Origin of the sequence: Arthrobacter sp. U41, assembly GCF_001750145.1 — a bacterium.
Classification (GTDB): Bacteria; Actinomycetota; Actinomycetes; order Actinomycetales; family Micrococcaceae; genus Arthrobacter.
Window position 1 is genome coordinate 3,781,260 of sequence record NZ_CP015732.1, and the last position, 23,112, is coordinate 3,804,371.

General features: G+C 67.6%; 24 protein-coding genes. 10 read left to right on the forward strand and 14 right to left on the reverse strand.

All coding sequences use genetic code 11. The features are described 5' to 3' along the window. Window positions 1-37 precede the first annotated feature (37 nt). A complete protein-coding gene (locus ASPU41_RS17205) occupies window positions 38-3,538 on the reverse strand; it encodes a DNA polymerase III subunit alpha (RefSeq protein ID WP_069951948.1) in 3,501 nt (1,166 codons plus the stop codon). Then, a complete protein-coding gene (locus tag ASPU41_RS17210; protein WP_069951949.1) occupies window positions 3,535-3,870 on the reverse strand; it encodes a DUF6504 family protein in 336 nt (111 codons plus the stop codon). The genes ASPU41_RS17205 and ASPU41_RS17210 overlap by 4 nt, the downstream gene beginning before the upstream one ends. A 153-nt stretch (window positions 3,871-4,023) precedes the next feature. Here ASPU41_RS17210 and ASPU41_RS17215 point away from each other — a divergent pair, with 153 nt between their 5' ends. Beyond that, complete coding sequence (locus ASPU41_RS17215) at window positions 4,024-4,410, forward strand: hypothetical protein (protein WP_069951950.1); 387 nt, start codon at window positions 4,024-4,026, stop codon at window positions 4,408-4,410. An 11-nt stretch (window positions 4,411-4,421) separates the two neighbouring features. On the opposite strand, the gene ASPU41_RS17220 is transcribed toward ASPU41_RS17215, so the two are convergent. Continuing rightward, a complete protein-coding gene (locus tag ASPU41_RS17220) occupies window positions 4,422-4,748 on the reverse strand; it encodes a chorismate mutase (protein ID WP_069951951.1) in 327 nt (108 codons plus the stop codon). Between the two features lie 14 nt (window positions 4,749-4,762). On the opposite strand from ASPU41_RS17220, the gene ASPU41_RS17225 reads away from it, so the two are divergent. Beyond that, complete coding sequence (locus tag ASPU41_RS17225) at window positions 4,763-5,185, forward strand: VOC family protein (protein WP_069951952.1); 423 nt, start codon at window positions 4,763-4,765, stop codon at window positions 5,183-5,185. A 213-nt stretch (window positions 5,186-5,398) separates the two neighbouring features. Further along, window positions 5,399-7,132 carry an FAD-dependent oxidoreductase gene (locus ASPU41_RS17230; RefSeq protein WP_069951953.1) on the forward strand — a complete coding sequence of 578 codons (1,734 nt, stop codon included), beginning with the start codon at window positions 5,399-5,401 and terminating at the stop codon, window positions 7,130-7,132. Between the two features lie 234 nt (window positions 7,133-7,366). Here ASPU41_RS17230 and ASPU41_RS17235 read toward each other — a convergent pair whose 3' ends face one another. After that, the gene (locus ASPU41_RS17235; protein WP_083266589.1) at window positions 7,367-8,113 is read right to left on the reverse strand and encodes an SOS response-associated peptidase; all 747 of its coding nucleotides are present in this window, start codon (window positions 8,111-8,113) and stop codon (window positions 7,367-7,369) included. Window positions 8,114-8,248: 135 nt separating this feature from the next. Between ASPU41_RS17235 and ASPU41_RS17240 the strand changes: the two genes are divergently transcribed. The 3 genes from ASPU41_RS17240 (at window position 8,249) to ASPU41_RS17250 (ending at window position 10,394) form a co-directional block, all read left to right on the forward strand. Next, window positions 8,249-8,506, forward strand: a complete 258-nt coding sequence (locus tag ASPU41_RS17240; RefSeq protein ID WP_056429693.1) for a mycoredoxin — start codon at window positions 8,249-8,251, stop codon at window positions 8,504-8,506. A 161-nt stretch (window positions 8,507-8,667) separates the two neighbouring features. After that, window positions 8,668-9,753, forward strand: a complete 1,086-nt coding sequence (locus tag ASPU41_RS17245; RefSeq protein ID WP_069951955.1) for an S-(hydroxymethyl)mycothiol dehydrogenase — start codon at window positions 8,668-8,670, stop codon at window positions 9,751-9,753. Then, a complete protein-coding gene (locus ASPU41_RS17250) occupies window positions 9,750-10,394 on the forward strand; it encodes an MBL fold metallo-hydrolase (RefSeq protein ID WP_231941108.1) in 645 nt (214 codons plus the stop codon). Before ASPU41_RS17245 ends, ASPU41_RS17250 begins: the two co-directional genes overlap by 4 nt. A gap of 16 nt (window positions 10,395-10,410) precedes the next feature. On the opposite strand, the gene ASPU41_RS17255 is transcribed toward ASPU41_RS17250, so the two are convergent. Next, window positions 10,411-11,184 carry a lipoate--protein ligase family protein gene (locus tag ASPU41_RS17255; protein WP_442856210.1) on the reverse strand — a complete coding sequence of 258 codons (774 nt, stop codon included), beginning with the start codon at window positions 11,182-11,184 and terminating at the stop codon, window positions 10,411-10,413. Between ASPU41_RS17255 and ASPU41_RS17260 the strand changes: the two genes are divergently transcribed. Beyond that, window positions 11,177-11,560: a DUF2177 family protein gene (locus ASPU41_RS17260; RefSeq protein ID WP_069951957.1), complete on the forward strand. Its 384-nt coding sequence runs from the start codon at window positions 11,177-11,179 to the stop codon at window positions 11,558-11,560. The two genes, ASPU41_RS17255 and ASPU41_RS17260, sit on opposite strands and share 8 nt — an antisense overlap. A gap of 79 nt (window positions 11,561-11,639) precedes the next feature. Here the strand turns inward: ASPU41_RS17260 and ASPU41_RS17265 are convergent, their stop codons facing one another. After that, complete coding sequence (locus tag ASPU41_RS17265) at window positions 11,640-12,443, reverse strand: thioesterase family protein (protein WP_069951958.1); 804 nt, start codon at window positions 12,441-12,443, stop codon at window positions 11,640-11,642. 93 nt (window positions 12,444-12,536) lie between these two features. Next, window positions 12,537-12,821, reverse strand: a complete 285-nt coding sequence (locus tag ASPU41_RS17270; RefSeq protein ID WP_069951959.1) for a DUF427 domain-containing protein — start codon at window positions 12,819-12,821, stop codon at window positions 12,537-12,539. A gap of 219 nt (window positions 12,822-13,040) precedes the next feature. On the opposite strand from ASPU41_RS17270, the gene ASPU41_RS17275 reads away from it, so the two are divergent. Then, a complete protein-coding gene (locus ASPU41_RS17275) occupies window positions 13,041-13,751 on the forward strand; it encodes an endonuclease/exonuclease/phosphatase family protein (RefSeq protein WP_069951960.1) in 711 nt (236 codons plus the stop codon). Window positions 13,752-13,805: 54 nt separating this feature from the next. Continuing rightward, window positions 13,806-15,458, forward strand: a complete 1,653-nt coding sequence (locus ASPU41_RS17280; protein WP_069951961.1) for a SulP family inorganic anion transporter — start codon at window positions 13,806-13,808, stop codon at window positions 15,456-15,458. Window positions 15,459-15,475: 17 nt separating this feature from the next. Here the strand turns inward: ASPU41_RS17280 and ASPU41_RS17285 are convergent, their stop codons facing one another. From ASPU41_RS17285 to ASPU41_RS17295, 3 genes are read right to left on the reverse strand one after another with little or no spacing between them, the layout of a single operon-like run. Continuing rightward, window positions 15,476-17,146: a DUF5671 domain-containing protein gene (locus ASPU41_RS17285; protein WP_069951962.1), complete on the reverse strand. Its 1,671-nt coding sequence runs from the start codon at window positions 17,144-17,146 to the stop codon at window positions 15,476-15,478. Further along, window positions 17,146-17,706 carry a hypothetical protein gene (locus ASPU41_RS17290; protein WP_083266590.1) on the reverse strand — a complete coding sequence of 187 codons (561 nt, stop codon included), beginning with the start codon at window positions 17,704-17,706 and terminating at the stop codon, window positions 17,146-17,148. Before ASPU41_RS17290 ends, ASPU41_RS17285 begins: the two co-directional genes overlap by 1 nt. A 42-nt stretch (window positions 17,707-17,748) precedes the next feature. Further along, entirely contained in the window at window positions 17,749-18,405 is a 657-nt protein-coding gene (locus ASPU41_RS17295) for a DedA family protein (protein ID WP_069951963.1), read from the reverse strand. Window positions 18,406-18,544: 139 nt separating this feature from the next. Here ASPU41_RS17295 and ASPU41_RS17300 point away from each other — a divergent pair, with 139 nt between their 5' ends. Continuing rightward, window positions 18,545-20,002, forward strand: a complete 1,458-nt coding sequence (locus ASPU41_RS17300) for a DUF5129 domain-containing protein (protein WP_069951964.1) — start codon at window positions 18,545-18,547, stop codon at window positions 20,000-20,002. A gap of 5 nt (window positions 20,003-20,007) precedes the next feature. Here ASPU41_RS17300 and ASPU41_RS17305 read toward each other — a convergent pair whose 3' ends face one another. From ASPU41_RS17305 to ASPU41_RS17320, 4 genes are all read right to left on the reverse strand, one after another. After that, a complete protein-coding gene (locus ASPU41_RS17305) occupies window positions 20,008-20,199 on the reverse strand; it encodes a DUF1918 domain-containing protein (RefSeq protein WP_069952779.1) in 192 nt (63 codons plus the stop codon). 59 nt (window positions 20,200-20,258) lie between these two features. Then, window positions 20,259-21,284, reverse strand: coding sequence for a serine hydrolase (locus ASPU41_RS17310; RefSeq protein WP_231941109.1), 1,026 nt, complete (start codon window positions 21,282-21,284; stop codon window positions 20,259-20,261). Between the two features lie 172 nt (window positions 21,285-21,456). Then, window positions 21,457-22,650 carry a type II toxin-antitoxin system HipA family toxin gene (locus ASPU41_RS17315; protein ID WP_069951965.1) on the reverse strand — a complete coding sequence of 398 codons (1,194 nt, stop codon included), beginning with the start codon at window positions 22,648-22,650 and terminating at the stop codon, window positions 21,457-21,459. Next, a complete protein-coding gene (locus ASPU41_RS17320; protein WP_069951966.1) occupies window positions 22,650-22,847 on the reverse strand; it encodes a helix-turn-helix transcriptional regulator in 198 nt (65 codons plus the stop codon). The genes ASPU41_RS17315 and ASPU41_RS17320 overlap by 1 nt, the downstream gene beginning before the upstream one ends. Window positions 22,848-23,112: the final 265 nt, after the last annotated feature.

The window sequence follows — 23,112 nt, forward strand, 5'->3', positions numbered from 1 at the left end:
TGCTATCGGTTTCTGCAGAGGCCAACCAACGCACCGCTCAGCCTCCCAGCCCGGTGATGGCGAGGTTGCGGCTGATCCCCTCCAGCGGCCCCGGAGGCTCCGGTTCCCGGTTTTCCGGGATCCCGGACGCCGGGACCGGGAACGGCAGGGTTTCGGTGCGGCTCAGGTCCCAGGCCATGCTGGCGCTGATGCTGATCCCCCGCGGCCCGGTCCGCCGGGTGTTTCCCCGGATCAGCAGCAGCCGGGTGCCGAACAGCAGCGGCCCCGCCAGCTCCTGGGCCTCATGGAAGAACACCGAGTCCACACAGCCGGTGCCGTCGTCGATGCTGATGAACACCACGCGGCGGCCTCCCCGCATGGGCGGGGTCTGGGTGGCGACGCGGACTCCGGCGACCAGCACCTCGGTGCCGTTGCGCAGCCCCAGCAGCTTGTCCGCAGTGGTGACGCCGAGCCGGTCCAGCAGCGGCCGGTGGCTGGCCATCAGATGTCCGCTGACATCCATGGCCATCAGGTCCAGTTCGGCCCGGACGGTATCCACCATGGTGGGTGCGGGCAGCCCGGTCTTGAGGTTCTTCAGCTCGACGTCGCCCAGCGGCAGCGACAGCTGCCCCTCGATCACCTCGTGGCCTTTGCGCTGCGGCCGGCTTTGCAGGGCCTGCAGGTGCTGCACCAGGTCCGCGCGGTTGGCGGTTCCACCGGCGGCGCGGTGCAGGGAGTCGAAGGCGCCCAGCTGGGCCAGCCGCTGGATGCTTGGTTTGCTCAGCCGGGACCTGGCCCGCAGGTCCGCGAGCGAGTCATAGGGCTGTCCCGCCACAATCCTTTTCAGCTCGGTTCCGGAGAGACCGTAGATGCCGTTCAGGCTCAGCCGGATGCCCAGCCTGCCGCGGTCCGGGCCGGTGGCCACGCGTTCCACCCGGTACTCGGCCTGGCTCCGGTTGATATCCAGGGGCAGGATCGGGATCCCCAGCCGCCGGGCCTCGGACACGAGGAGACGCTTGGGATACATGCCCGGATCGTGTTCCCACAGCCCGGCGAGGAACGCTTCCGGGTGGTGGGTCTTGAGCCAGGCTGACTGGTAGGTGGGCACGGCAAAGGCGGCGCCGTGCGCTTTGCAGAACCCGAAGCTGCCGAAGGCCTTGAGCGTCCCCCAGACCTTGTCCACCACTGCGGGACTGTACCCCCGGGCGCGGGCCTCCTTCCGGAAGAACTCCTCCACCCGGCCTTCCAGCACCTCGTCGCCGAGGGCGCGGCGGAATTCGTCAGCCCGCGCCAGCCCGCAGCCGGTCATGACGTCGAAAGTTTTCAGGATCTGCTCATGGAACACGGTGACGCCGTGGGTCTCCTGGAGGACCGGTTTGAGGTCAGGGTGCGGATAGACCTCGGGGGCGAAGCCGTGCCGGTGTTCCAGGAAGGGCCGGACCATGTCCGATTTCATCGGGCCCGGGCGGAAGAGGGAGATGTCGATGATGAGGTCGTTGAACTCCCGGGGGGCGAGTTTGCCGATGAGCTCCCGCTGCCCGGGTGATTCGATCTGGAAGCAGCCCAGGGTGTGGGTGCTCCGGATCAGCTCATAGGTGGGTTCGTCGTCGAGCGGCACGGCATTGAGGTCGATCCGGCCGTCCTCGGCGATGTAGTCCGGGCCCGTCCCGTCCGGCCCCGCCGGGTGGGCCCCGGCTGCCACCACCTCGGCTTTGGAGGGATGCAGGCGGATCACCTCGCGGACGGCGAAGGCCATGGCGCTTTGCATCCGGACGCCAAGGACATCGAGTTTGAGCATGCCCATCGGGTCCATGTCGTGCTTGTCGAACTGGCTCATCGGCAGGCCCAGTCCGCTGGGCTGCACGGGGGTCCGGTCCAGCAGGGTGGCGTCCCCCAGGATGACCCCGCAGGGGTGCATGGAGATGTGGCGCGGCAGCCGGTCCAGCCGTTCGGTGAGGTCCACCAGGAGGTCCAGCTGCTGGTTCCCGCTGATGTCCCGCTGCCCCACCCGGCCGGCGAATTCCTTCAGCTCAGGCTTCTCCACGAGGGCTTCGCGGAAGTTCCGGGCCGAGAACCGCCACAGCTGCTTGGCGATGTCCCCGATCTCGCCTTCCTCCATGCCCAGCGCCAGGCCGGCGTCCCGCACGGCACCGCGAGCGCGGTAGCCGTTTTGCATGCTCATGAGCGTGACGCGCCCGGAGCCGAAGCGCTCAAAGATCTTCCGGTACACGTTGTGCCGTTCGGCGCTTTCGACGTCGATGTCGATGTCCGGGAGGGTGGCGCGGTCCCGGGAGAGGAAGCGCTCGAAGATGAGGTCGTGCTGGAGCGGGTTCACCTGGCTGACATCGATCAGGTAGTTGACCAGGCTGGAGGCGCCCGAGCCGCGCGCCGCTGCCCTTACCCCCATGTCCAGGATCATCCGGGAGACCTCGGCCACGGTCAGGAAGTACGCGGCGAAGCCCAGGCTGTCGATGATCCTCAGCTCGTGCTCCAGCCGCGAGCGGAGCTCCTTGGCGGGCTTGCCGGTGATCCCAGGGAACCGCCTGCTGATGCCCGCTTCGCAGCGCAGGGTGAGTTCAACGAGGGGGTCCCCGGCGATGCCGATCACCGAGGCTTCCGGCACTACGGGCTGTTTCCATCCCATGTCCGTCACCGGGTCCATCCGGCAACGGTCCGCGAGCGCCGCGGTCTGCGCCATCAGGTTCTTGAGGTCCGCGGCGCCGTACCCGGCGGAGTGCATGATCTCCTTTCCCAGCTGGAGCATCTGCGCCGCGGATTTGAGCCAGCCCTGCCCGTTGGGCTGGAGCAGCGGGGCGGCGGAGAGTTCGGGAAGCGATTTCAGCGCGCGGGCTGAATCCAGCACGTCCGCGGTGGCCGCTCCGTCCTCGGCGACATACCGCACGGCATTGCTGAGCACGGCGGGAACCCCGTGTTCGGCGGCGAGCTTGAGCATCCGCACCGCGTGGGCGGTGCTGAGCGGTTCGCCCGGCGGGCTGAGCTGGCTGACCACCTCGGCGGCAATCGTTCCAGGCGGCATGGCATCGAGCCAGCGTTTGAACAGGGTGCGGGGGCGCAGGTAGCGCCTGCCGCCCATGGCACGTCCGACGTCGGAGTCCGGGCCGATCAGCACGGTCAGCACCGGCTTGAGGGTTTCCGGGTGCAGGGTGCGGGAGGCCAGCTCGGCCCGGGTCACGGCCGCGGGCACCGCTCCCCCGGCCTTGCCCGTGGTGCGGGCATGCGCGTCGGAGATCAGCCGGCACAGGGCCCGGTAGCCGGCGCCCCGGTTGTTCCCATGGGCCAGCACGAGGACGCGCCCCCCGACTTGGGTGCGGAGGTCGCCGTCGTCGTCAAAGACCGCAAGGTCCACCCCGACGATCGGGTCCAGCCCCGCAGCCATGCAGGCCAACAGGTGTTTGACCGTCCCGTAGAGGCCGTCGCGGTCCGTGCAGGCGAGCGCGGTCGCCCCGTCCGCGGCCGCGGCGGCCGCCAGTTCATCCGGCCAGGAGACCCCGTAGTGGGCACTGAAGGCGGTGGAGACATGCAGATGGGTAAAGCTCATGCTGATTCGGGCTCTTGGACTGGAAGCCTGCCGTCGTGGATCCGCAGCAGGCGCCAGCGTCCGCTGCCCACATGCCGGGTGAGGTCAAGGGTGATGGAGCTTTCGGTGCCGGGGGAATCCTCCGGGCGCACCTGCACCCGCCAGATCTCATGGTCCACCAGGCCCGGGCCGCTGCCCAGCGGCGCCCGCTGTTCTTCCGCCCACCATTGGCGGCGCTCATACCAGCGGACCGGGTCCGCGCAGACGGTGTAGTGCCGGCCGGCCCAGTCGAGTTTCAAGGGCTGGCCTGAAGGCGTGCAGGCGACGTCCACCGACTCGCTGAACATGCCCATCGTGCCTCCCGGTCCACACCATCTGTAAAACCGTCCGTAAACCGGCCAGTAACTATTCGAACATATCTTCGAACAACTCCAGTCTACGACGGTGCCGGGGCAAAACCTAGATCAGGGGTGGACGGACGCAGGCACAGGTAGCAGGATTGAGCCATGAGCTCCCATAACGCACTCCTGAAGCACGTAAGCATCGCCGCCGAGGACACGTCCTTGGTGGCGAAGTTCGATATAGACGGAAACATCCCAGGGCAGGGCGCCTACGTGGTGGGGCTGGTGGCAGCAACCCCGGACCATTCCCACCAGCGACGAATGGGGATCGAGTTCATGAACGGGGAGGCCGTGTCCTTCTACTGCTTCAGCCATGACGGCACGGAGGAGAACTTTGACCTCAAGGGTGTGGAGCATTCCGGCAACACCATTACCGGGTACTTTCCGATCAGCACGATCATGGGCCTGGCCAAGGGCCACCTGATGACGGCCTTCAGCGACTGTGACGGCCGCGGGTACCAGGCGAACGTCCCGGTGGAGGAAGCCCTCTAGGCCATAAACCCCTAGGAGCTGGCTTTGTAGACTTCCAGCTCGAGCGTGATGAACGCGTCGATCATTGCCCGGTAGGTCTTCTCAACGAGTTCGACGTCGATGTCCTTCTGTTCCGCCGTGGCGCAGACGTGTTCGATAACCCGCTCCACGCGTCCGGGGGCACGCACCTCCGCGCTGTCGGCCTTCAGGGTTCCGGCGATCCGGATCAGGCGCTCGCGGCGGCCAATCAGCGACACGATCTGCTCGTCCACCTCGTCAACAGCCACCCGCACGGCGGCGAGCTGTTCCCGGTCGGCCTTGGCAGCTTTTTCGTCTTCGTGATTTGTGGACATGTCCATGACAGTATCGAAAGATGCAGCCACGAGTCGATTTAATTTCACTGGGTGTCCGCAGCGTTGATGCCTCCCGCAGTTTCTATGTGGATGGCCTGGGCTGGCCCGTCCACCGGGAAGTCCGGGGAGAGGTCCTCTTCATCCAGGCCAATCACGGCCTCATCCTTACGCTCTGGGACGCCGGGCAGATGCAGGCCGAAGCCGGCACCGATCCTCCCACCGGCAGTCCGAGCATCACGCTGAGCCACAACCTGGGCAGCGCAGCGGAAGTCGACTCGGTGATGGCGGAGGCGGCGGCGGCCGGAGCGGCCATCATTGCAGCGCCGAAGACCCAGTCCTGGGGCGGCTACACCGGATACTTCGCCGATCCCGACGGCTACCGCTGGGAAGTTGCCTTCAATCCCAGCTGGGCGGTCGACGGCGCCGGGAAAGTGACACTCTGACAGCTCACCACGGGGCAGCCGACGGCCCTGCCCGCCTCCCGGGCCGGGGGTCCGGAGGGCTACGGCCATAAGGCCCTATTGAGGTGTCCGCCGGGGCGGCTACCGTGACTGGGGTACACGGCGGCACGCATATTCGAGCCGGTGTGCTTTGCTCCGCGAACCAAGGGTTGTGTATTTTCCATGGCCCGCACTCCCAGGGAGGCAGGGAGAAAGATGAAGACAGTCATCGTTGGAGGAGTCGCGGCGGGCGCGTCGACCGGCGCCCGTCTGAGGCGCCTCGACGAGTCGGCCGAGATCGTCATTCTCGAGCGGGACCACTACGTCTCGTTCGCCAACTGCGGCCTGCCCTACCACATCGGCGGAATGATCCCCGAGCGTGAGAGCCTCCTGCTCCAGACACCCGAAAGCCTGGCTAAGAGCCTGGCGCTCGACGTGCGGACCGGACAAGAGGTCATGCGCATCGACCTGGCCGCCAAGGAGGTCGAGGTTCACGATAAGGAACAGGGGCGGACGTACCGGGAGTCCTACGACAAGCTTGTGCTGTGCACGGGGGCCGAGCCGGTCCGGCCCCCGATCCCCGGTGCGGACGACGCCCGGGTCGACGTGTTGCGCAACATCCCGGACATGGACCGGATCATTGCCCATCTGGACCGCGGGGCCTCCAGCGCCGTGGTCGTCGGCGGCAGCTACATCGGGCTGGAACTCACGGAGGCGTTCCGGGCACGGGGGCTGCAGACGACAGTCGTCGAGCGGACTGAACGGCTGATGCCGTGGCTGGACCCCGAGATGACCCAGATCCTGGACTACCACGTCAGCACCCAGGACGTGGACCTTAGACTCGGCATCTCCGCCACCGCGGTCCGCCGCACGGAGAACGACCGGCTGGTCCTCGACCTTTCCGACGGCACGGGCATCGAGACCGACGTCGTGGTCATGGCCTCCGGTGCACGTCCGAACGTGGCCCTCGCCCGGGACGCCGGCCTGACGATCGGAGCCCGCGGGGGCATCGTGGTTGACCCGCAGATGCGCACATCGGCACCCGACGTCCTCGCCGCCGGTGACGCCGTGGAGACCGCTCACTTCCTCACGGGCCAGCCGGTGCTCTCGATGCTGGCGGGCCCGGCGAACCGGCAGGGCCGGATCGCCGCCGACACGATCGCCGGCCGGAGCAGCGCGTACCGCGGTTCGCAGGGGACGGCCGTGGTCAAGGTGTTCGAGATGACCGCAGGCGGCACCGGGATGACCGAGACCGAGCTGCGTGCCGCGGGGATGGAGTACCGCAAGGTTTACACCCACCAGAACGGCCACGCGGCCTACTACCCCGGCACCTCGCCGCTGTTCCTGAAGGTGCTGTTCGCCCCGGGGGACGGGAAGCTGCTGGGTGGACAGGTGCTCGGCTGGGACGGCGTCGACAAACGCATCGACGTTCTTGCCGTTGCGCTGCGCGCCGGGATGTCGATTTACGACCTGGAGCATCTGGAGCTCGCCTACGCCCCGCCGTACGGTGCGGCGAAAGACCCCGTGAACATGGCGGGCTTCATCGGCGCCAACCTGCTGCGCGGCGACGTCGCCCTCTGGTATCCCGAGGAGTTCCCCGAATGCGCCGACCGGGTGACCCTTCTGGACACCCGTACCGAGGAGGAGTTCGCCGCCTGGCACCTCCCCGGGGCGATCCTGGTTCCCTACACGGAGCTGCGCCAGCGTCTCGACGAGGTGCCCCGCGACAAGCCCGTATACACCTACTGCCGCTCGGGCTTCCGCAGCTACATCGCCTACTGCGTGCTGAAGCAGAACGGGTTCGACGACGTGGCCCTGCTCTCCGGCGGGACGATGACCTACCACGGCTACCACCGGACGCCACTGACCGTGGGCCACGGCGGGATGCCGATGGTGGCCCACGCTGAGGATGATCTTGCCCGGCTGCCCGGGGCCCTCGAGAACATTTGAGCACCTGATCCGGCCCGGGGGTACCGGGAGTCCCTGCAGGTGGGTCCGTCCTTCGATGATCCCCGAATCCCGGCACCCTGCGTGACCCAGGGCACAACGACCCTGTTGAGGTGTCGGTACGCGCCGCTAACGTGAATCGGGTACACGGCGGCACGCTTACTCGAGCCGGTGTGCAATAACGAAGGAAGCAGCGGTGGTGCCGGCGTCTGTCGGCGGCACCACGCAGCAATCCGGCTAGAACAGGCTCCCGACCGGCTGGATGAGTTCCGGGGAGTCGTTTTTCACGTTCCCAACGGCGGTGCCGACGGCGTCGATCGTCCACCCCTCCGCAACGTCGTGCGCCCCGGCCCGGACCAGGTCCACCAGCCCGGCTGCATCGTCGGCCTGCGGATCCAGCCACGCCTGCATCGTCCCGCGGTCCATCGGCAGCGGAACCCGGTCGTGCAGGGCCGTGAGTTCGGCCAGCATTCCCCCGGCGTAGCCTTCCGGCGGCGAGTCGGTGGTCATGATCGACGTCGAGAGCAGCCAGCGCCCGGGATCATTCTCGGCCTTGGACGGGTCCTTCCACCATTCGTAGAGTCCGGCGAAGACAATCGGATGCCCGTCCCGCGGGTGGACGTAGTAGGGCTGCTTGGCCCGGCCCTCGCCCTTCCATTCGTAGTAGCCGTCGGCGGGAACGGCACAGCGCCGGGAACGGGTGGCCTTCCGGAACGCCGGTTTCTCCAGCACGCTTTCACTGCGGGCGTTGATCATCTTCGAGCCGATCCCGGGGTCCTTGGCCCAGGACGGCACCAGACCCCACCGGGCAATGTGGAGCTGGCGGACCGGTTTCCCGTCCACCAGCCGTTCCAGCAGGACCGGCACATCGGCCGTCGGGGCCACGTTCCAGGACGGCGGAACCGCAATCTCGTCCTCAAGTTCGGCGTCAAACTCGGCCAGGAGATCTCCAACGGCCCGGGCCATCACATAGCGTCCACACATGGCACCAGCATGCCACCGCCTCTGCCGTGCGGGAATAGGGGCCTGCGGGTTACGGTTGTGGGCAATGACGTACGACTTATTGTCGGCAACCGGCGCTGCCACCCAGCGCCGTCAATCAGCTTGAAGGAGAACTTCGTGGACTTCACCCCCGAATCCGGCACCATCACCATGTTTTCGACCACCTGGTGCGGCTACTGCAACCGTCTGAAGAAGCAGCTGGACGCCCAGGGCATCGGGTACACCGAGATCAACATCGAAGAAGTTGACGGCACCGCAGATCTCGTGGAGAAGCTCAACGGAGGCAACCGGACCGTACCCACCGTGCTGTTCCCGGACGGCACCGCAGCCACCAACCCCTCCGCCGCTGAGGTCAAGAGCCGCCTCGCGGCCTAGGCGATCCGCCTTACGCACGACGACGACGACGCGGCCACCCGAGGGCCGCGCCGCACCGCGTTGTGCGAGAGAATTTTACCGGGCCGAAATCCTGAGTGACAGAAGTCTGGCGATAAGAGTTTTGCGGCCTGAACCGCGACACGAGCAGAGGAGCTATTTCCATGGTCCATAAAGTCAAAGGCGCAGTTGTCCGCTCCAAGGGAGCGCCCGTCACCCTGGAGACCATCCTGGTCCCGGATCCCGGACCCGGCGAGGCCCTGGTGGACATCCTGACCTGCGGTGTCTGCCACACCGACCTGCACTACAAGCAGGGCGCCATCAACGACGACTTTCCGTTCCTGCTCGGACACGAGGCCACCGGCGTCGTGAGCGCCGTTGGTCCGGACGTTACGCAGGTGGCCCCCGGCGACCGCGTGGTGCTGAACTGGCGCGCCGTCTGCGGCGAATGCCGCGCGTGCCGCCGCGGCCAGGGGCAGTACTGCTTCAACACCCACAACGCCACCCAGAAGATGACGCTCGAGGACGGTACCGAGCTCTCGGCTGCCCTGGGCATCGGAGCCTTCGCGGAGAAGACCCTCGTCGCCGCGGGCCAGTGCACCAAGGTTGACCCCGACGCCGATCCCGCCGCCATCGGCCTGCTCGGCTGCGGCGTGATGGCAGGCATCGGCGCGGCCATCAACACCGGCAACGTCAAGCGCGGCGATTCCGTCGCCGTCATCGGCTGCGGCGGCGTCGGCGTGGCTGCCATAGCCGGCGCCGCGCTCGCCGGCGCCACCACCGTCATCGCCGTCGACATTGACCCGAAGAAGCTCGAACGCGCCAAGGACCTCGGCGCCACCCACACCGTGGACTCCTCCGCCGTCGATCCGGTCGAGGCAATCCGGGAGCTGACCGGCGGTTTCGGCGCAGACGTCGTGATCGACGCCGTCGGGCGCCCGGAGACGTACAAGCAGGCGTTCTACGCCCGAGACCTCGCCGGCACCGTGGTGCTGGTCGGTGTTCCCAGCCCCGAGATGACTCTGGAACTGCCGCTGCTGGACGTGTTCGGCCGCGGCGGCTCGCTCAAGTCCTCGTGGTACGGCGACTGCCTCCCCTCGCGGGACTTCCCCATGCTGATCGACCTCTACCGGCAGGGCAGGCTGGACCTGGACGCCTTCGTCTCTGAGCGGATCACGATCGACCAGATCGAGGAAGCCTTCGAGAAGATGCACTCCGGCGCGGTGCTGCGCTCCGTGGTGGAACTGTGAGCAGGCCCGCGGGCGGGCTGCGGATCGACCGGCTTATCACCTCGGGCACCTTCTCGCTCGACGGCGGCACCTGGGACGTCGACAACAACGTCTGGATCGTGGGCAACGACGCCGAATGCATCGTGATCGACCCGGCGCACGACGCCGCCGCGGTCGAGGCGGCCGTCGCGGGCCGGACCGTGAAGGCGATCCTGCTGACCCACGGCCACGATGACCACATCGCCGCCGTCGGCGAGTTCCGCGGCCGGGTCAACGCCCCGGTCTATCTCAACCGCGAGGACTGGATGCTCTGGAAGCGTGTGTTCCCCGGAACCGAACCGGATCACGCGATCGAGGACGGGGACACCTTCGACGTTGCCGGCGCACGGCTCGTGGCGCTGCACACCCCGGGACATTCCCCTGGCTCCATGTGCTTCTCGCTGCCGGGCGAAGGCACCGTCTTCAGCGGCGACACCCTGTTCCAGGGTGGTCCGGGCGCCACCGGACGGTCCTACAGCGACTTCCCCACCATCATCGAGTCCATCAGGGGCAGGCTGCTGACGCTCCCGGCGGATACCGTGGTGCGGACCGGTCACGGCGGCCCGACGACGGTCGGCGCCGAAGCACCGCAGCTTGAGGACTGGATCGCCCGGGGCCACTAGCACCGGGGCACCGGCCTCAGTCCAGCAGGCTGCCGAAATCGCCGTAGCCCAGGGCGGCGTAGCGGGCGTAGGTGCCGATCACGGCGTCCTCGATGGCGTCCACGTCCAGGTGCGGGACGAGGTCGTTGACGGCGCCGGCTGTGGCCGGGTCCCAGTCCAGGCCCAGGGCGGCGTAACTGGCCTCCAGCACCGCGCGGATCGGGGCCGAGTTCTCCACCACGATGACCGAGCTGAACAGCCAGCCTCCGGCCACCACACGCTGGGCCGTGCCGATGAGCTTGAGCTGGTGCAGTGGAAACTCCGGATCCTGGCCGTGGACGCTGAATTCACCGGGGCAGTATTCACCGGGGATCTCCCCCACCGCGGCGTCCACGCCGGCGCTCCGCAGCGCGGCGGCCAGCAGTTCGCCGAAGAAGGAGAAGCGTCCCTTGGCCCCGGCGATCGCATCCGTGTCCGGTTCCAGGTGGTCGATCACCAGGGTCCCCTCGTGGTAGGCGGCGGCGCGACCCCCGGCCTTGCGGATCAGCGGTTCAAAGCCGAGCTCGCGGCAGGCCTGCGCCGCGGCGTCGAAGCCCGGCAGATGCGTGTCCCGCTGTCCGAAGGCCACGGTGGGCGCCGGGCGGTAGAGCCGGAGCATCGGCCCGACCTCGCCGGTTTTGACCTTCCGCAGCAGTTCGAGCGCGAGGTCCAGGTCCGCGGCGGCGCCCAGGGATTTCTCCTGCCGGAAAATCGTCAGCGTCCGTGGTGCGCCCGCGGCCTCCGGCATCTTGTTATGCTCCCTTATGGTCATCTTGCAGTTCCTCGTCGTAGCCGCCGCGTTCGCCGTCATCGATTCCGTCTGGCTCAAGTCGATGAGCAAGTTCTACCGGAACCATCTGGGCCACCTCATGGCGGACAAACCCAATCTAGGGTACGCCGTCGCCTTCTACGTCCTGTACATCGCAGGGATCGTCTTCTTCGCCCTCCAGCCGGCGCTCGACGGCGGCAGCTGGCTCACGGCGCTCGGTTACGGCGCGGCGCTGGGCACCTTCGCCTACGCCACCTACGACCTCACCAACGCCGCAACCCTGAAGAACTGGCCGCTGGTCATCGTGGTGGCGGACATCGCCTGGGGCGCGGTGCTGACCGGCCTGGCCACCGTCGTCGGCTGGCTGGTCTTCCACTAGCGAGCCGTCCGCCGGAACCCGCCGCGGCACCGCCGGGCACCGCCTGCGGCGCCGGCCGGGTCCCGGGGTTTCCGGTGCGTCAGGACTTCCGGAGCGTCAGGATCTGCTCGGCCCGGCCGAACGGGCCCTTGAGGTCGTGCAGCACGGTCGAGGTCAGTCCAATCCCGTCCGTGCCGAAGGAAACCTCGTTGTCCAGCCCGAGCCAGTCCCCTTCGGGGAGCCGGTACATGTGGACCTGGAGGTCCAGGTTGGGGAAGGCGTAGCTGCCTTTGCCCGGCGGGACCCGCGCCGCGATCCCGTTGGCCGTGTCCACCAGGCCGACCAGCCGGGCGAGGTCACTGCTGTCCTTGCGGTCCGTCAGCGGGTGTCCGGTGCGCAGCCACACCGTGCCCGAGCCGGCCCGGTGCCCGTCGGCAATCCTCATCGTCAATGATGCGATGTAGCCGCCCGGCCAGACGGTCGAGGCGTCGTAGGGTGCGCACTCCTCCGGCGCGGGAATCCCTGGATCCTCAAAGGCCGCGATGGCCGAGGTGTCGGAGGTGGCCATCCGCCAGGCCGTGGCGCGGATCGCGGTGCGGCCGCCGGCGACCAGTTCGGCCTGCACCAGCTCGATCGTCCTGCCGGGACGGAGGGTGGTGGTCACAACCTCGAACTCACCGCCGGGAATCAGACCGAGAATCTCATAGCTGAGGCGCGCCATCCGCATATCATCGCGCGGTTCATGCCGGTCCAGGCAGTCGGCCATGATGCCGGAGGCGGGGGCCATGTGCTGCTCGTGCACGTTCCAGGCCCCCTGGGCGTGGATGGTGGAGCGGAAACGCCCGCCGCCCAATACCTCGTAGTAGAAATCGCCCTCGGCAAGCACCGGTAGTTCAGCGGTCAACGTCTGCCCTTTCGCGTGGCTGGTAGTCCCAGAACACACTATCGCTTCACAGCTTCCGCTGTACCGGCTCGGGAGGTCGCCGCGCGCTACGGTTCAGGCCTCGACGCGGACGCCCCGCCAGAAGGCCACGTGGTCTTTGATGTGCCCGGCGTCGGACTTCGGCTCAGCGTAGAACCACGCCGCATCCTGGTTCCGCCGGCCGTCGACCACCAGGCTGTAATAGCCCGCCCGGCCCTTCCAGTGGCAGACACTGCTGTGGCTGCTGTCCTCGAGGTACTCGGAATTCACCGAGGAACGGGGAAAATAATGGTTTCCCTCCACCATGACGGTGTTGTCACTCTCCGCGATGACCGCGCCGTTCCACATTGCCTTTGCCATGATGATGTCTCCTGCTCGTAGCCGGGAAGTGCATTACGACGGCGGCCGCGGCCGCGCGTTACCCGCCCAACGTCCGGGAACACCCATTGATTCCGATTTCCTCCCGGCCGGGCCCGTTTTCGCCGCCGGACCCGCGGTCTTAGTTCCCCCCGGATTCGCTGGACTGGGTAGACTCAGAACCAGACTTTCCGCGACTACCACCGAAGAGGTGCTCCCCTGATTCGAGTCATCAGCTACAACCTGCGCAAGCACCATGCCAGCGGTGAACTGGCTGCGCTGGCCCGAGATTTTGAGATTGATGCGCTGTGCCTTCAGGAGTGCGACACCAACGACCTTCCGGACACCATTGGCGATCTCCACCTTGCCGACGCCACCAAGGGCAACCGGCTGGGCCTGGCGATCTATTACCGCATGGACCGGTTCACGGCCTACGAAACCAAGACGTTCGCCCTGAAGAAGTCCCTGCATGACCGCATCCTGTCCCCCGCCCACGAGCGGCTCATCGGAACCCGGGTGATCGATAACGAGACGGACCACGACCTGGTCATCGCTTCCTTCCACGCGGCCCCCCTCACGGCGTCGAACTCACTGCGCCGGAACCAGATCCACGCCGCTCACGCTGAACTGCTGAGCATGGGCGGCGGCCTCATGACCCTGATGGTCGGTGACTTCAACTATCCGTTCTTCACCGAGTACCTCACCCAACAGATGAAGGACGCAGGCTACGACCTGACCCTCAGCGACCGCCGGACCTACACGCGGTACAAGGTCTTCAAGGGCCACTTCGACTTCGCCACCTCGCAGGGCCTCAACATCGAGAGTGTCGAAACGCTACCGCGTGGCGCCTCCGACCACCTCCCCATCCTTATTTCGGCGGAGTACGGCCAGGACGCTCCGGCGGCCGACGGCTCCGCCTCCCCTGCTGCGTAGCCCGGGGCCCCGGTGCGCGGAACGAGGGCACTGAGACTCCCGCCCGGCCTCAGGATGATGCGGGACTATGAACGCCCCTGGCTGAAATCCGATCTGGCCGCCGGCGCCGCCCTCAGCGCGTTCCTCATTCCGGCCGGCATGGCCTATGCCGAAGCCGCCGGGCTGCCGGCCGTCACCGGCCTGTACGCCTCGATCATCCCGTTGCTCGCCTACGCCGTCTTCGGGCCCTCCCGGGTGTTGATCATCGGCCCGGATTCCAGCCTGGCCCCGATGATCGCCGCCGCCATCCTGCCTCTTGCCGGCAAGGATCCGGACCATGCGGTGGCCCTCGCCGGCCTGCTGGCGCTGCTGATCGGCGGCCTTCTCCTGGCCGGCAGGGTCTTCAAACTGGGGTTCGTCACGGGGCTGCTGTCCAAACCCATCCGCGTTGGCTACCTCAACGGAATCGCCATTGTCATCATGCTGAGCCAGCTGCCCAAGCTGCTCGGCATCCCGGGCACGGGCGGCTCGCTGGTCAACACCGCCGCCGGCACGGCACAGGCGGTGGCCCAGGGAGCCACCAATCCTTTGGCGTTGCTGTTCGGTGCCGGCACCATCGCCGTGATCGTGGCCTGCCGCTTCCTGCCGTGGAAGCTCCCCGGCGTGCTGATCGCCGTTGTGGCAGCCACGGCGGCGACGGCTGCCCTGAACCTCACCGCCGCCCTTCCCACCGTAGGTGCCCTGCCCCACGGCCTGCCCGCGCCCGCCCTCGGCGGAATCAGCCTGGAGGACGTCATTGCCCTGCTCGGCCCGGCGGCCGGCATCGCCCTGATTGCCTTTGCCGACACCTCGGTGCTCTCCAAGAGCTTCGCCGCCCGGAGCGGGGTGCGGGTCGACGGGAACGAGGAGATGGGCGCCATCGGCGTTGCAAACGTGGCCAGCGGCCTCTTTGGCGGTTTTCCGATCTCCGGCAGCACGTCGCGCACACCGATCGCCGTCGAGGCCGGAGCCAAGAGCCCCCTGAGCGGGGCCGTTGCCGCCGCCTTTGTGGTGCTGTTCATGATCCTGGCGCCCGGGCTGACGATGTTCCTGCCCTCCAGCGTGCTGGCGGGCGTTGTGATGGTTGCGGCGGCGTCCATCCTTGACGTGAAAACGCTCTTCCGGCTGCTCAGGATGAGCCGCACGGAGGCCGCCCTGCTGGTAGCCACCTTCCTGGGGGTCGCGTTTGTGGGTGTGCTCGAAGGCATCGTGGTCGCCATCAGCCTGTCCCTGATCGCCTTTGTGCTCCGCGCCCTGGACCCGTACCGCACCGAACTGGGCAGCGTGGGAGACATCCCCGGCTACCACGACCTGAGCCGGCACCCCGAGGGCCAGCGCGTCCCCGGGCTCGTGATCGCACGCTTCGACGCCCCGCTGTTCTTCGCCAACGGCGCCGTCTTCACCGAACACATCAGGACGCTCGTGGCCAACGCCCCGGAACCGGTGCGGTGGGTCATTGTGGCATCGGAGGCCATCACCGGTCTGGACACCACCGCGCTGGATGACCTCGTGGCCCTCGACGATGAACTGGCCAAACACGGCATTAATCTCGTCTTCGCCGAGATGAAAGGACCCATCAAGGACCGCCTGATCCGGTTCGGCGTCAGCAGCCGGTTTGGCCCGGACCACTTCTTCCCCACCGTCAACAACGCGGTGAGGCACTACAAGAGGACCTTCGACCTGGCGTAACGGCAGCGTCCGGCACCTCAGCCCAGCAGCGGAATCACGTCGATCCTGCCGTCCGGGCTGACCGTCACGACCACCCGGGTGCCGGTGACCCCCTCCAGTTCCCCCGCCAGCCGGCCGGCCAGCTGGCCGTCTTCGGCAGCCGGGCCAGCCCCGACGTCGGCCCGTCTCCAAACGGTCACGCCGGCCCCGGTGACGTCCTCGATGACCCGGTGCAGCGGCGCCGGGTCGGATCCGGTGACCAGGACGACGTGCCCGATGGTCCGCTTCCGGGCAGGTCCGGCGGCCGCGAGGAGAGCACGCTCGTGGCGCCAGACCGCAAAGTGGTAGCCGGCCACCAGGCCCGTGGCCACGAGCAATCCGAGCGGGGCACGGACCCTCTCCACCAGGCTGCCGCCGGAGACGTCTCCCAGGAAGAACTCGAACATCCGGTACCCGATGACCAACAGGGTGATGACGGCTACCACGGCGCTGAGGCCAAACACCACGATCAGGTAGACGCGCCGGGCATTCTGCCACGTCCAGGAACCGCCGGCCGGGCCGGGCTGCGCCACGGAGCTGCGCTGGAGCGGCTTCCAGGTGAGCCACCAGACCGGGGCGCCGACCAGGAGCGAACTGATGCCGCCGAGCAGGAGCGTGCGCGTCCCGGATCCCACAAATGGGGTGGCGGCCATGGCAAGGGCTGCGTTGACGATCACGCCGATGCCGGAGGCAGCAGCAACCAGGGCGACGCCGGAGGTCACCAGCCGGCTCCCCTGCCGGATGGTTTCCGAACTCCCGCGCGCCAGCCCGCGGTGGTACACCCAGACGAGCAAGCCGATGGCGGCGGCGGCGAGCGCCGGAGCCAGGGGCTCCAGCAGCAGGTCCATCGATTCCGTGCGGTCGAAGGCGAGCCGCAGCAGCACGAACAATGTCAGGCCCGCACCACCGAGTGTCAGCACACCGGCGCCAAGGACGCCGACGGCGATGAGGCCAACGCTGGCGAGCCCGCCACGAAGTTGCCGGCCGCCGTCGTGCTTCCAGTGCCACCACCACACCATCGCGCCGCCCACGGCCCAGACGAGGGACTGCAGCACGGAAACCCACCAGGGCTTTCCCACCGCAGCGGCCGCCAGCGCCCCGCGCAGGGCGGCATCCAGCAGGGTGGACAAGGCGGCGACGGCACCGCTGACTGCCATCACCAGGCCGATGTAGCTGGCGAGCGCGGTGGAGATGTCAGCGACCTCCCGGGGCCCCTTGCGCGGATGCCTCCACATCCACCGGTGCCACACCCAGACGGCTGCCCACACCAGCCCGGAGGCCAGGGACGCGCGCCACTGCAGCGACTGGCCGCCGATCAGCGTGGTCAGGGTACTCAACAGGTTGCTCACCGCCAGAATCAGGGTCAGCACATACGCGCCGGTCACATACAGGCCCCAGCCCACGGATGCCCGTTCCGTCTCGTCACCCAGCCGCCGCCAGACAACCCACCACAGCAGCGCGGCAAGGGGTCCGCCGATCAGGGCGAAGGCGAGCGAACGGGCCAGCCCGGTCACGTCGCCCGTCGCCAGTTCGGTGCCCGCCACGAGAAGTCGTTCCAGTAGGCCGCTGAATCCGATGGCGGCGATGATCACCAGGGCGAAAAGCAGCAGGTACGTGATCACGCGCCGGACGGTCCGCTGGGCCGAGCCCACGGCTGATTCAATACTCATCACTTCACCGCCGTGGGCTGGCAGACCGTCAGTTGCCACGGAGCTCTTTCGATCAGCCATTTGTCCCCTGTCTTCACCAGGTCGAAGGCGTCCTCCATCTGATACTCAGCGCTTCCAAACGGTCCTCCGCCCTCGGAGACGGTGATCAGCACCCTGACGTCCGCGGATCCAGGGCGCTCGGTCGTGGAGACGAGCGTGACGCGCAGGTTCTCCCCTCCCGACCGTGGCATCTCTTTGATGCAGCCGGCCTTGGCGGCGTCAGTCAGGTAGGCCGCCGCGGCCGTCTCGTCGCCTGCGATCACGGCGGCGGAGTAGCGCTGGACCACCCCGGCGGGGGTGGCCTCGTCCAGCGGCGCGGGCTCTCCCCGGGTGAACACCACGATCAGGGCGACAATCACCAGCACGGCAATGGCGGCGATTATGGCGAGCAGGGTCCGTTCCGGCCTGTGCAGCGTGGCGGCCGGTTCTTTCGTCGCCGGTGCGGACGGTTCTGCTGCGGCCGGTTTTGCTTCGTTCGGCTCGGGCTCTTTCGGCCCTGGTTCATTCGGCTCTGGACTCATGTGGTCAGTATGGAGCAGACCGGGAGTGCCGTCATGGTGTCTTTAGGCCCCAGTGCGCCCTGACCTGCTGTTTCTTCGCCGCCGGAAGCCCCTCACAATGAGCGAGCCGACGACGAGCGCGAGTGCGGAGTACACGGCAAAGTTGAGGAAGCGCGAATATTCGTCGATGAGCCGGTACTGCGCCCCGAGCATGGCCCCCAGCCCGATCAGCAGCCCGTTCCAGAGCCCGCTGCCCGCAACCGTGAACGCGCTGAACGTGCCAAGGTGCATCCTCTGGGCACCTGCCGGCAGCGAGATCAGGCTGCGCACGCCCGGCAGCAGCCTGCCGACGAAGACTGCAGACCGGCCGTAGCGGCTGAACCAGCCGGCGGCCTTTTCAAAGTCTTCGCGGTCCATGAGCGGGAGCCTCGACAACCACCGGATCGACCGCTCCAGTCCCAGCCGCGCCCCGAGCCAATACAGCAGCAGCGCGCCCAGGTAGGCCCCCAGCGTGCTGGTAACCAGCACAAGGGCCAGGTTCATGGTCCCCTGCCGTGTGAGGAAACCGGCCAGGGGAAGGATGACCTCGCTGGGAATGGGCGGGAAGACGGTCTCCGTCAGGGTGAACAGCCCCACGCCCCACTCGCCGAGCGCGTCGACGGCGCGCGCGGCAAAACCGACCAGGCCGCCCATCTCGTCGATCGGGGTGGCGGATGTCATGGCCACCCCGGCCCTTCAGCATCCTCGAGCACTGGTGCTCCCCTTCCCCGTCAATCGTGGCCAGCCTAACCGAAAACAGGGGCGCCCGGGGCGGCATGGGTTCGTCGACGCCGCCCGCGGCAGGCACTACGCTCGGGAAATGCGAATCGTGCGGAAAGTTCTTGGCCTCATTGGGCTGGTGGTGATCGGGCTGGTGGGTTCCGGGCCGGCAGCACTGGCCGTCACGCCGGTCGACATTGTCGTGGAGGACCGGGCCGGGGTGCTGGACCGGAACACCCTCCTGCCGGCAGTCCAGGCGATCGAGTTCTACGAGCCCACCAAGGTGGCCGTGTACACCTACAACGGCTCGGCCTCGGACAACCTCAACGAGGAGGTCCTGCGTTTTGCCCGGACCGAGCATCCGGAGTGGATCAGCGAGGACGGCCAGAAGTGGGCGAACGGGCTCTTCATCTTCGCCGTGGACCCGGTGGGCCGGCATGTGGGGACCTACATGGGTGAGGACCGGAAGGTTTCCCCCGAAACGCGGGCGGAGATCCAGAACGCCGCGAAGGACCTCCTTGCCGATGCCCAGTGGACGGACGGCACCGTCGCCGGGATCCAGCGCGGCGCGGAGCTGATCAACCAGCCGTGGTACCGGTCGACGGCCTTCCTCGTTACTGCCTGGACCAGCGCGGGGACTGCCGTCGCGGGCGCCGCCACCTGGCTGATCGTGCGCTGGCGGACCAGGGTCAGCAGCCGCCGGGAACTGGCCCGCGGCGATGCCAGCTACTCCAACGTGAGCATGGATCTCCAGGTCACTGAGCTCAACGCCAGCACTATTCCGGAAACGTCCCGGTACGGCAGCACCGTGCTGGAGAAGCACCGGACCTTCATGGCCAAGTACAACACCGCCACCGGTCTCGCCAACCAGGTCCATGCCCTCTCGCCCAAGGAACTTAGCAGGCGGAAAAACCTGAAGCTGGTCAGGAGATACGCGGACGCCGCTACCGAACTGGACGCCCTCGACGACGTCATCGCGGACACCAACGCCCTGCTCAACCGGGGCTCCGCCTGGGCTCCCGCCTGGGACCGGCAGCTGGCCCCCTTCCGCGCCGACCTGGCCGCGATCGAACAGATGCTGAGCAAGCGCAACGCCCAGGGCGATTCAGCAACTGCGGCGGCCCTGCGCTCCTTCCGTGACGAAAGCCACCGGGACATCGAACGCTGGACCGCGGAACTCTCGGACGGCACGATCACCCCGGAGACGACGCTTGACCGGCTGCGGGACGCCCGCACCCACCTGTCCGAGCTGCTCAAGAACCACGCCGATACCGTCATAGACGGCTTCGCCAAGAACGAGAAGGAAGCCTCGCTGATGCGCCAGGAGATGGAGAGTGCGCAGGCCGGAAGCAAGGACAAGTACGGGCGCACGTACGAGCCCAGCATCCTGGGCACCGTCTACCCCGCGTACTACTTCTTCTCCGTCCCCACCTTCAACTCCGGCTTCAACACCGGGGTCAGCAGCGTCAGCAGCGCCCGGGGCGGCGGCGGCAGTACCACCGGCTACGGCGGCAGCGGTGGCAGCTTCTCCGGCTCCGGCAGTTCCTCGAGCTTCTGACGGAATCAGACGCTCTTGCTGCGTTCGACGACGAAATCACCGCCGGGGAACAGTATGGTCTCGTGGCCGTCGTCGAACCTGACGTGATACGGCGGGGCCCCGTCTGCCCCCTTCACCTCCAGGATTTCCCCGTGCCGGTCCGCTGACTCAACTGTGGTGCCACGGATGATGATCCGGTCTCCCTGGGCTGCTTTCATGGCATTCACCTCCGTTCTCCAGCGTACGAGCCTGCGTCCGTTTGGGGAACGGACACCCGTCAATAAAGCCCGTCGGTGACTGTGCCGGTGAGCTGGTGGATGACGCGCGTCCGGGCGGCCATGTCGGACATCTCCCGGCCCAGCGTGTAGACAACAAACACGAAAGCGCGATCCCCCTGCACCAGGACGCTCGCGTCGTGAAGGTTGCCGTTGAGCAGCCCGTACTTGTGGAAGACGCTGACCCCGGGGGGTGTGGCGGCCGGGATCAGCTCTTCGTAATTGGTCTGCTGCATGTAGGAGAGCAGCTGGGCGGTGTTTTCGGCGTTGAGCAGCCGGCCGCTGTACAGCTCGGACAAGGTTCTGGCCATCTCCGCCGGAGTCAATGCGTTCACCGTCCGGTCATAGGGGATGCCGATCGAGGCGGCATAGTCGGTCAGTCCCTTCTGCCCGACGGCGGCCAGGATCGCCGCCCACGACTCGTTGTTGCTTTGCTGGACCATCAGCCGGATCTGCTGGCCGGCGGTGGACGCCCCCATCCGTGCCCCGAGCGAGGCCTTGCCGGTTTCCACGAGGTGGTAGTAGGCGGCGGCGGCGAGGATTTTCCCGGTACTGGCGGCAACAAACTTGGTCTTAACCCCGTACTCGTGGACTTCACCGTCCTGCACATCAATCAGGGCCACACCCACCCGATAGGCGCTGTTGGCTTTGATGACCGCATTGATCTCGGCGTCGAGCGCCGGTCCGATGGTTCCGCCGGGAGGAGACGCCGAGGGTGTCGGGGACGGCGTTGAGGCCGGGGGTTCTGACGGCGGCGTTCCGGTGCCGGGCAGCGGGTCGGCGGCTGCGGTGTCAGCTGGTGCGGACGCCGACGTCGGAGCCGGCGCGCCGGCGTCGAGCGGGACCCGGGTCTGCATGGTGGCGTAGACGGTCGCGGCCGAGACCAGGCCAAGGACGGCAATCAGTGCAATCAGGAACTGGGGGCGGATCCCGCCGATGAGCGCCAGCAGGTGCCACCCGGCTCCCCGGGTTGACTCATGTGTATGCCGGCCGCTGCTGAAATGACGGCCAGGTCCCCAGGATTCCATCAGGTCCTAGCGCCGGAACGTCGGCGGAGACGCAACGACGGCTGACGCCACAGGCAAGTTTGCAGGCATGCTTGTCCTTCTAAAGGTTCAGAACCGCGGCACGGCTTCAAATCTCCCCATTCTGCCCCGGGCACCGACCAAGCGCAAGCGGCGGCGCCCGCAGAACCCCGGGTCAGCCCTCCAGCTCCCGGCGACGGAAGCGGAGTTCACGCTGCGCCCCGCGCAGCGGAGAGCCTGTGAAGGGCAGGTCCTCAAGCCGGATTGCTGCCGCCGCGGCAAGCGCGATCCGGTTCGCGGCGGCGGCGGCCCGCTCCGGCAGTCCCAGGGAACCGGCCAGCTCGGCCCAGTGCCTGGCCTTGAGGTGCCGCGTTTTGCCGGCGACCGGCAGCGCCAGCGTCTCGTCCCCGTACAGCAGGGTGCAGGGAACATCAAAGACAGGGGCCATCACAAATCCGCGCGGGCTGCCCAGGACTGCAAGGTTCTTGGCGTGCAGGTCTCCGTTGCCGGTCAGCCAGGCAAAAAGGAACTGCAGGTACAGGTTGCGGCTCGCGAGCAGCGGAGCGGTACACGCGGAGGCGAGCGCCCTGGCCACGTCCTCGGAGCTGACGCCGTATTTGGACGCGGGCGGCAGGCCCAGAACCTGGGTCCCGTCCTCCAACGGCAGCCGGACCCAGGCCCCGGCCGGGCCTTTGACCCGGTCGAACCGTTCCACCAGCAGCCCCCGCAGACCGTTCCGGTCCTCGATAACCGAGCATTTGGCCACCGGGATCTTCAGCGCCCTGGCACCCTGCAGGTGCACGGCCTCGTTCTCCACGAGGTGGGGATGTTCCGGCGGATCCAGTTTGAGCAGGTAGCGGTGTCCTTTGACGGCCAGCGGCGTGGTCAGCATCGAGGCGCTGGTTTTGCGCTGGACTCCCGGCAGCCCGTGCAGGTCCACGGTGTTGACCAGGAGGGAGAAGTCCAGTGTTTCCGGCCTTGAGGTATCGGCGAGGGTGGGCGGTTCCACCGGGACTTCGCCGGCCGGGACCACCTGGACGTCACCGGGGACATCGGCCCCTACGGCCAGCAGCAGGGTCATTTCATCGTCAAAGCTGGTTTTGGTCGCGTTCTTCAGGACCGTCAGCCGATGGCCCTCGGGAAGCAGGCCGGCGAAGAAGGCCGGCAGCGCTCCCCCCGGAGTCTCCACCGCAGCCCCGGACAGCGGCAGGGAGAGTGCAACGGCAGGGCCGCCGCCCGCGAGGTACTCCGGTGCGTAGCTGAACCGGATCCCGCCGTAGCCGGTCCTGCTGAGGTGCCCGGCGAGAATCCCGCCCTTGTAGACGTCCGCATCCCGGACGAACTTCAAGTCCTGCAGTTCGGCCGGCATCAGCGCGCCGTCAGCCGCAGGCCCAGGACATCGCTCACAGCCACCACAGCGTGCAGCGAGGGGTTGCCGGTTCCGGTCTCGATGGCCCGGACCGTGCGCACCGAGACCCCGGCGAGGTGGGCGAGGTCCTCCTGCGTGATCCCGGCATCCTTGCGGGCGCTCCGGATGCTGGCCCCGATCGACAGCACATCACCCATTGAACTGCTTCATTTGAACTGCTCCATTCGGCAGAATGCTGCCGGTCGCGTCATCCAGTCCCGCCATCATGCCGTGATTTCCAGCTTTCGGCAAGATCCTGCCGGTACGACTCTGTTCGGCACTCCGGCCCGCGGCGGGAGGCGCGCACCGGCAATAAGCTGCCGACCGGCGTCGGGCTTTCCCTCCCTGCCCCGGCGGCGGAACGCGGCGTACGCTGGAACCCCGGCTGGAGTGAGCAGTGAGGGGCCCGTCATGCGCAAGCTC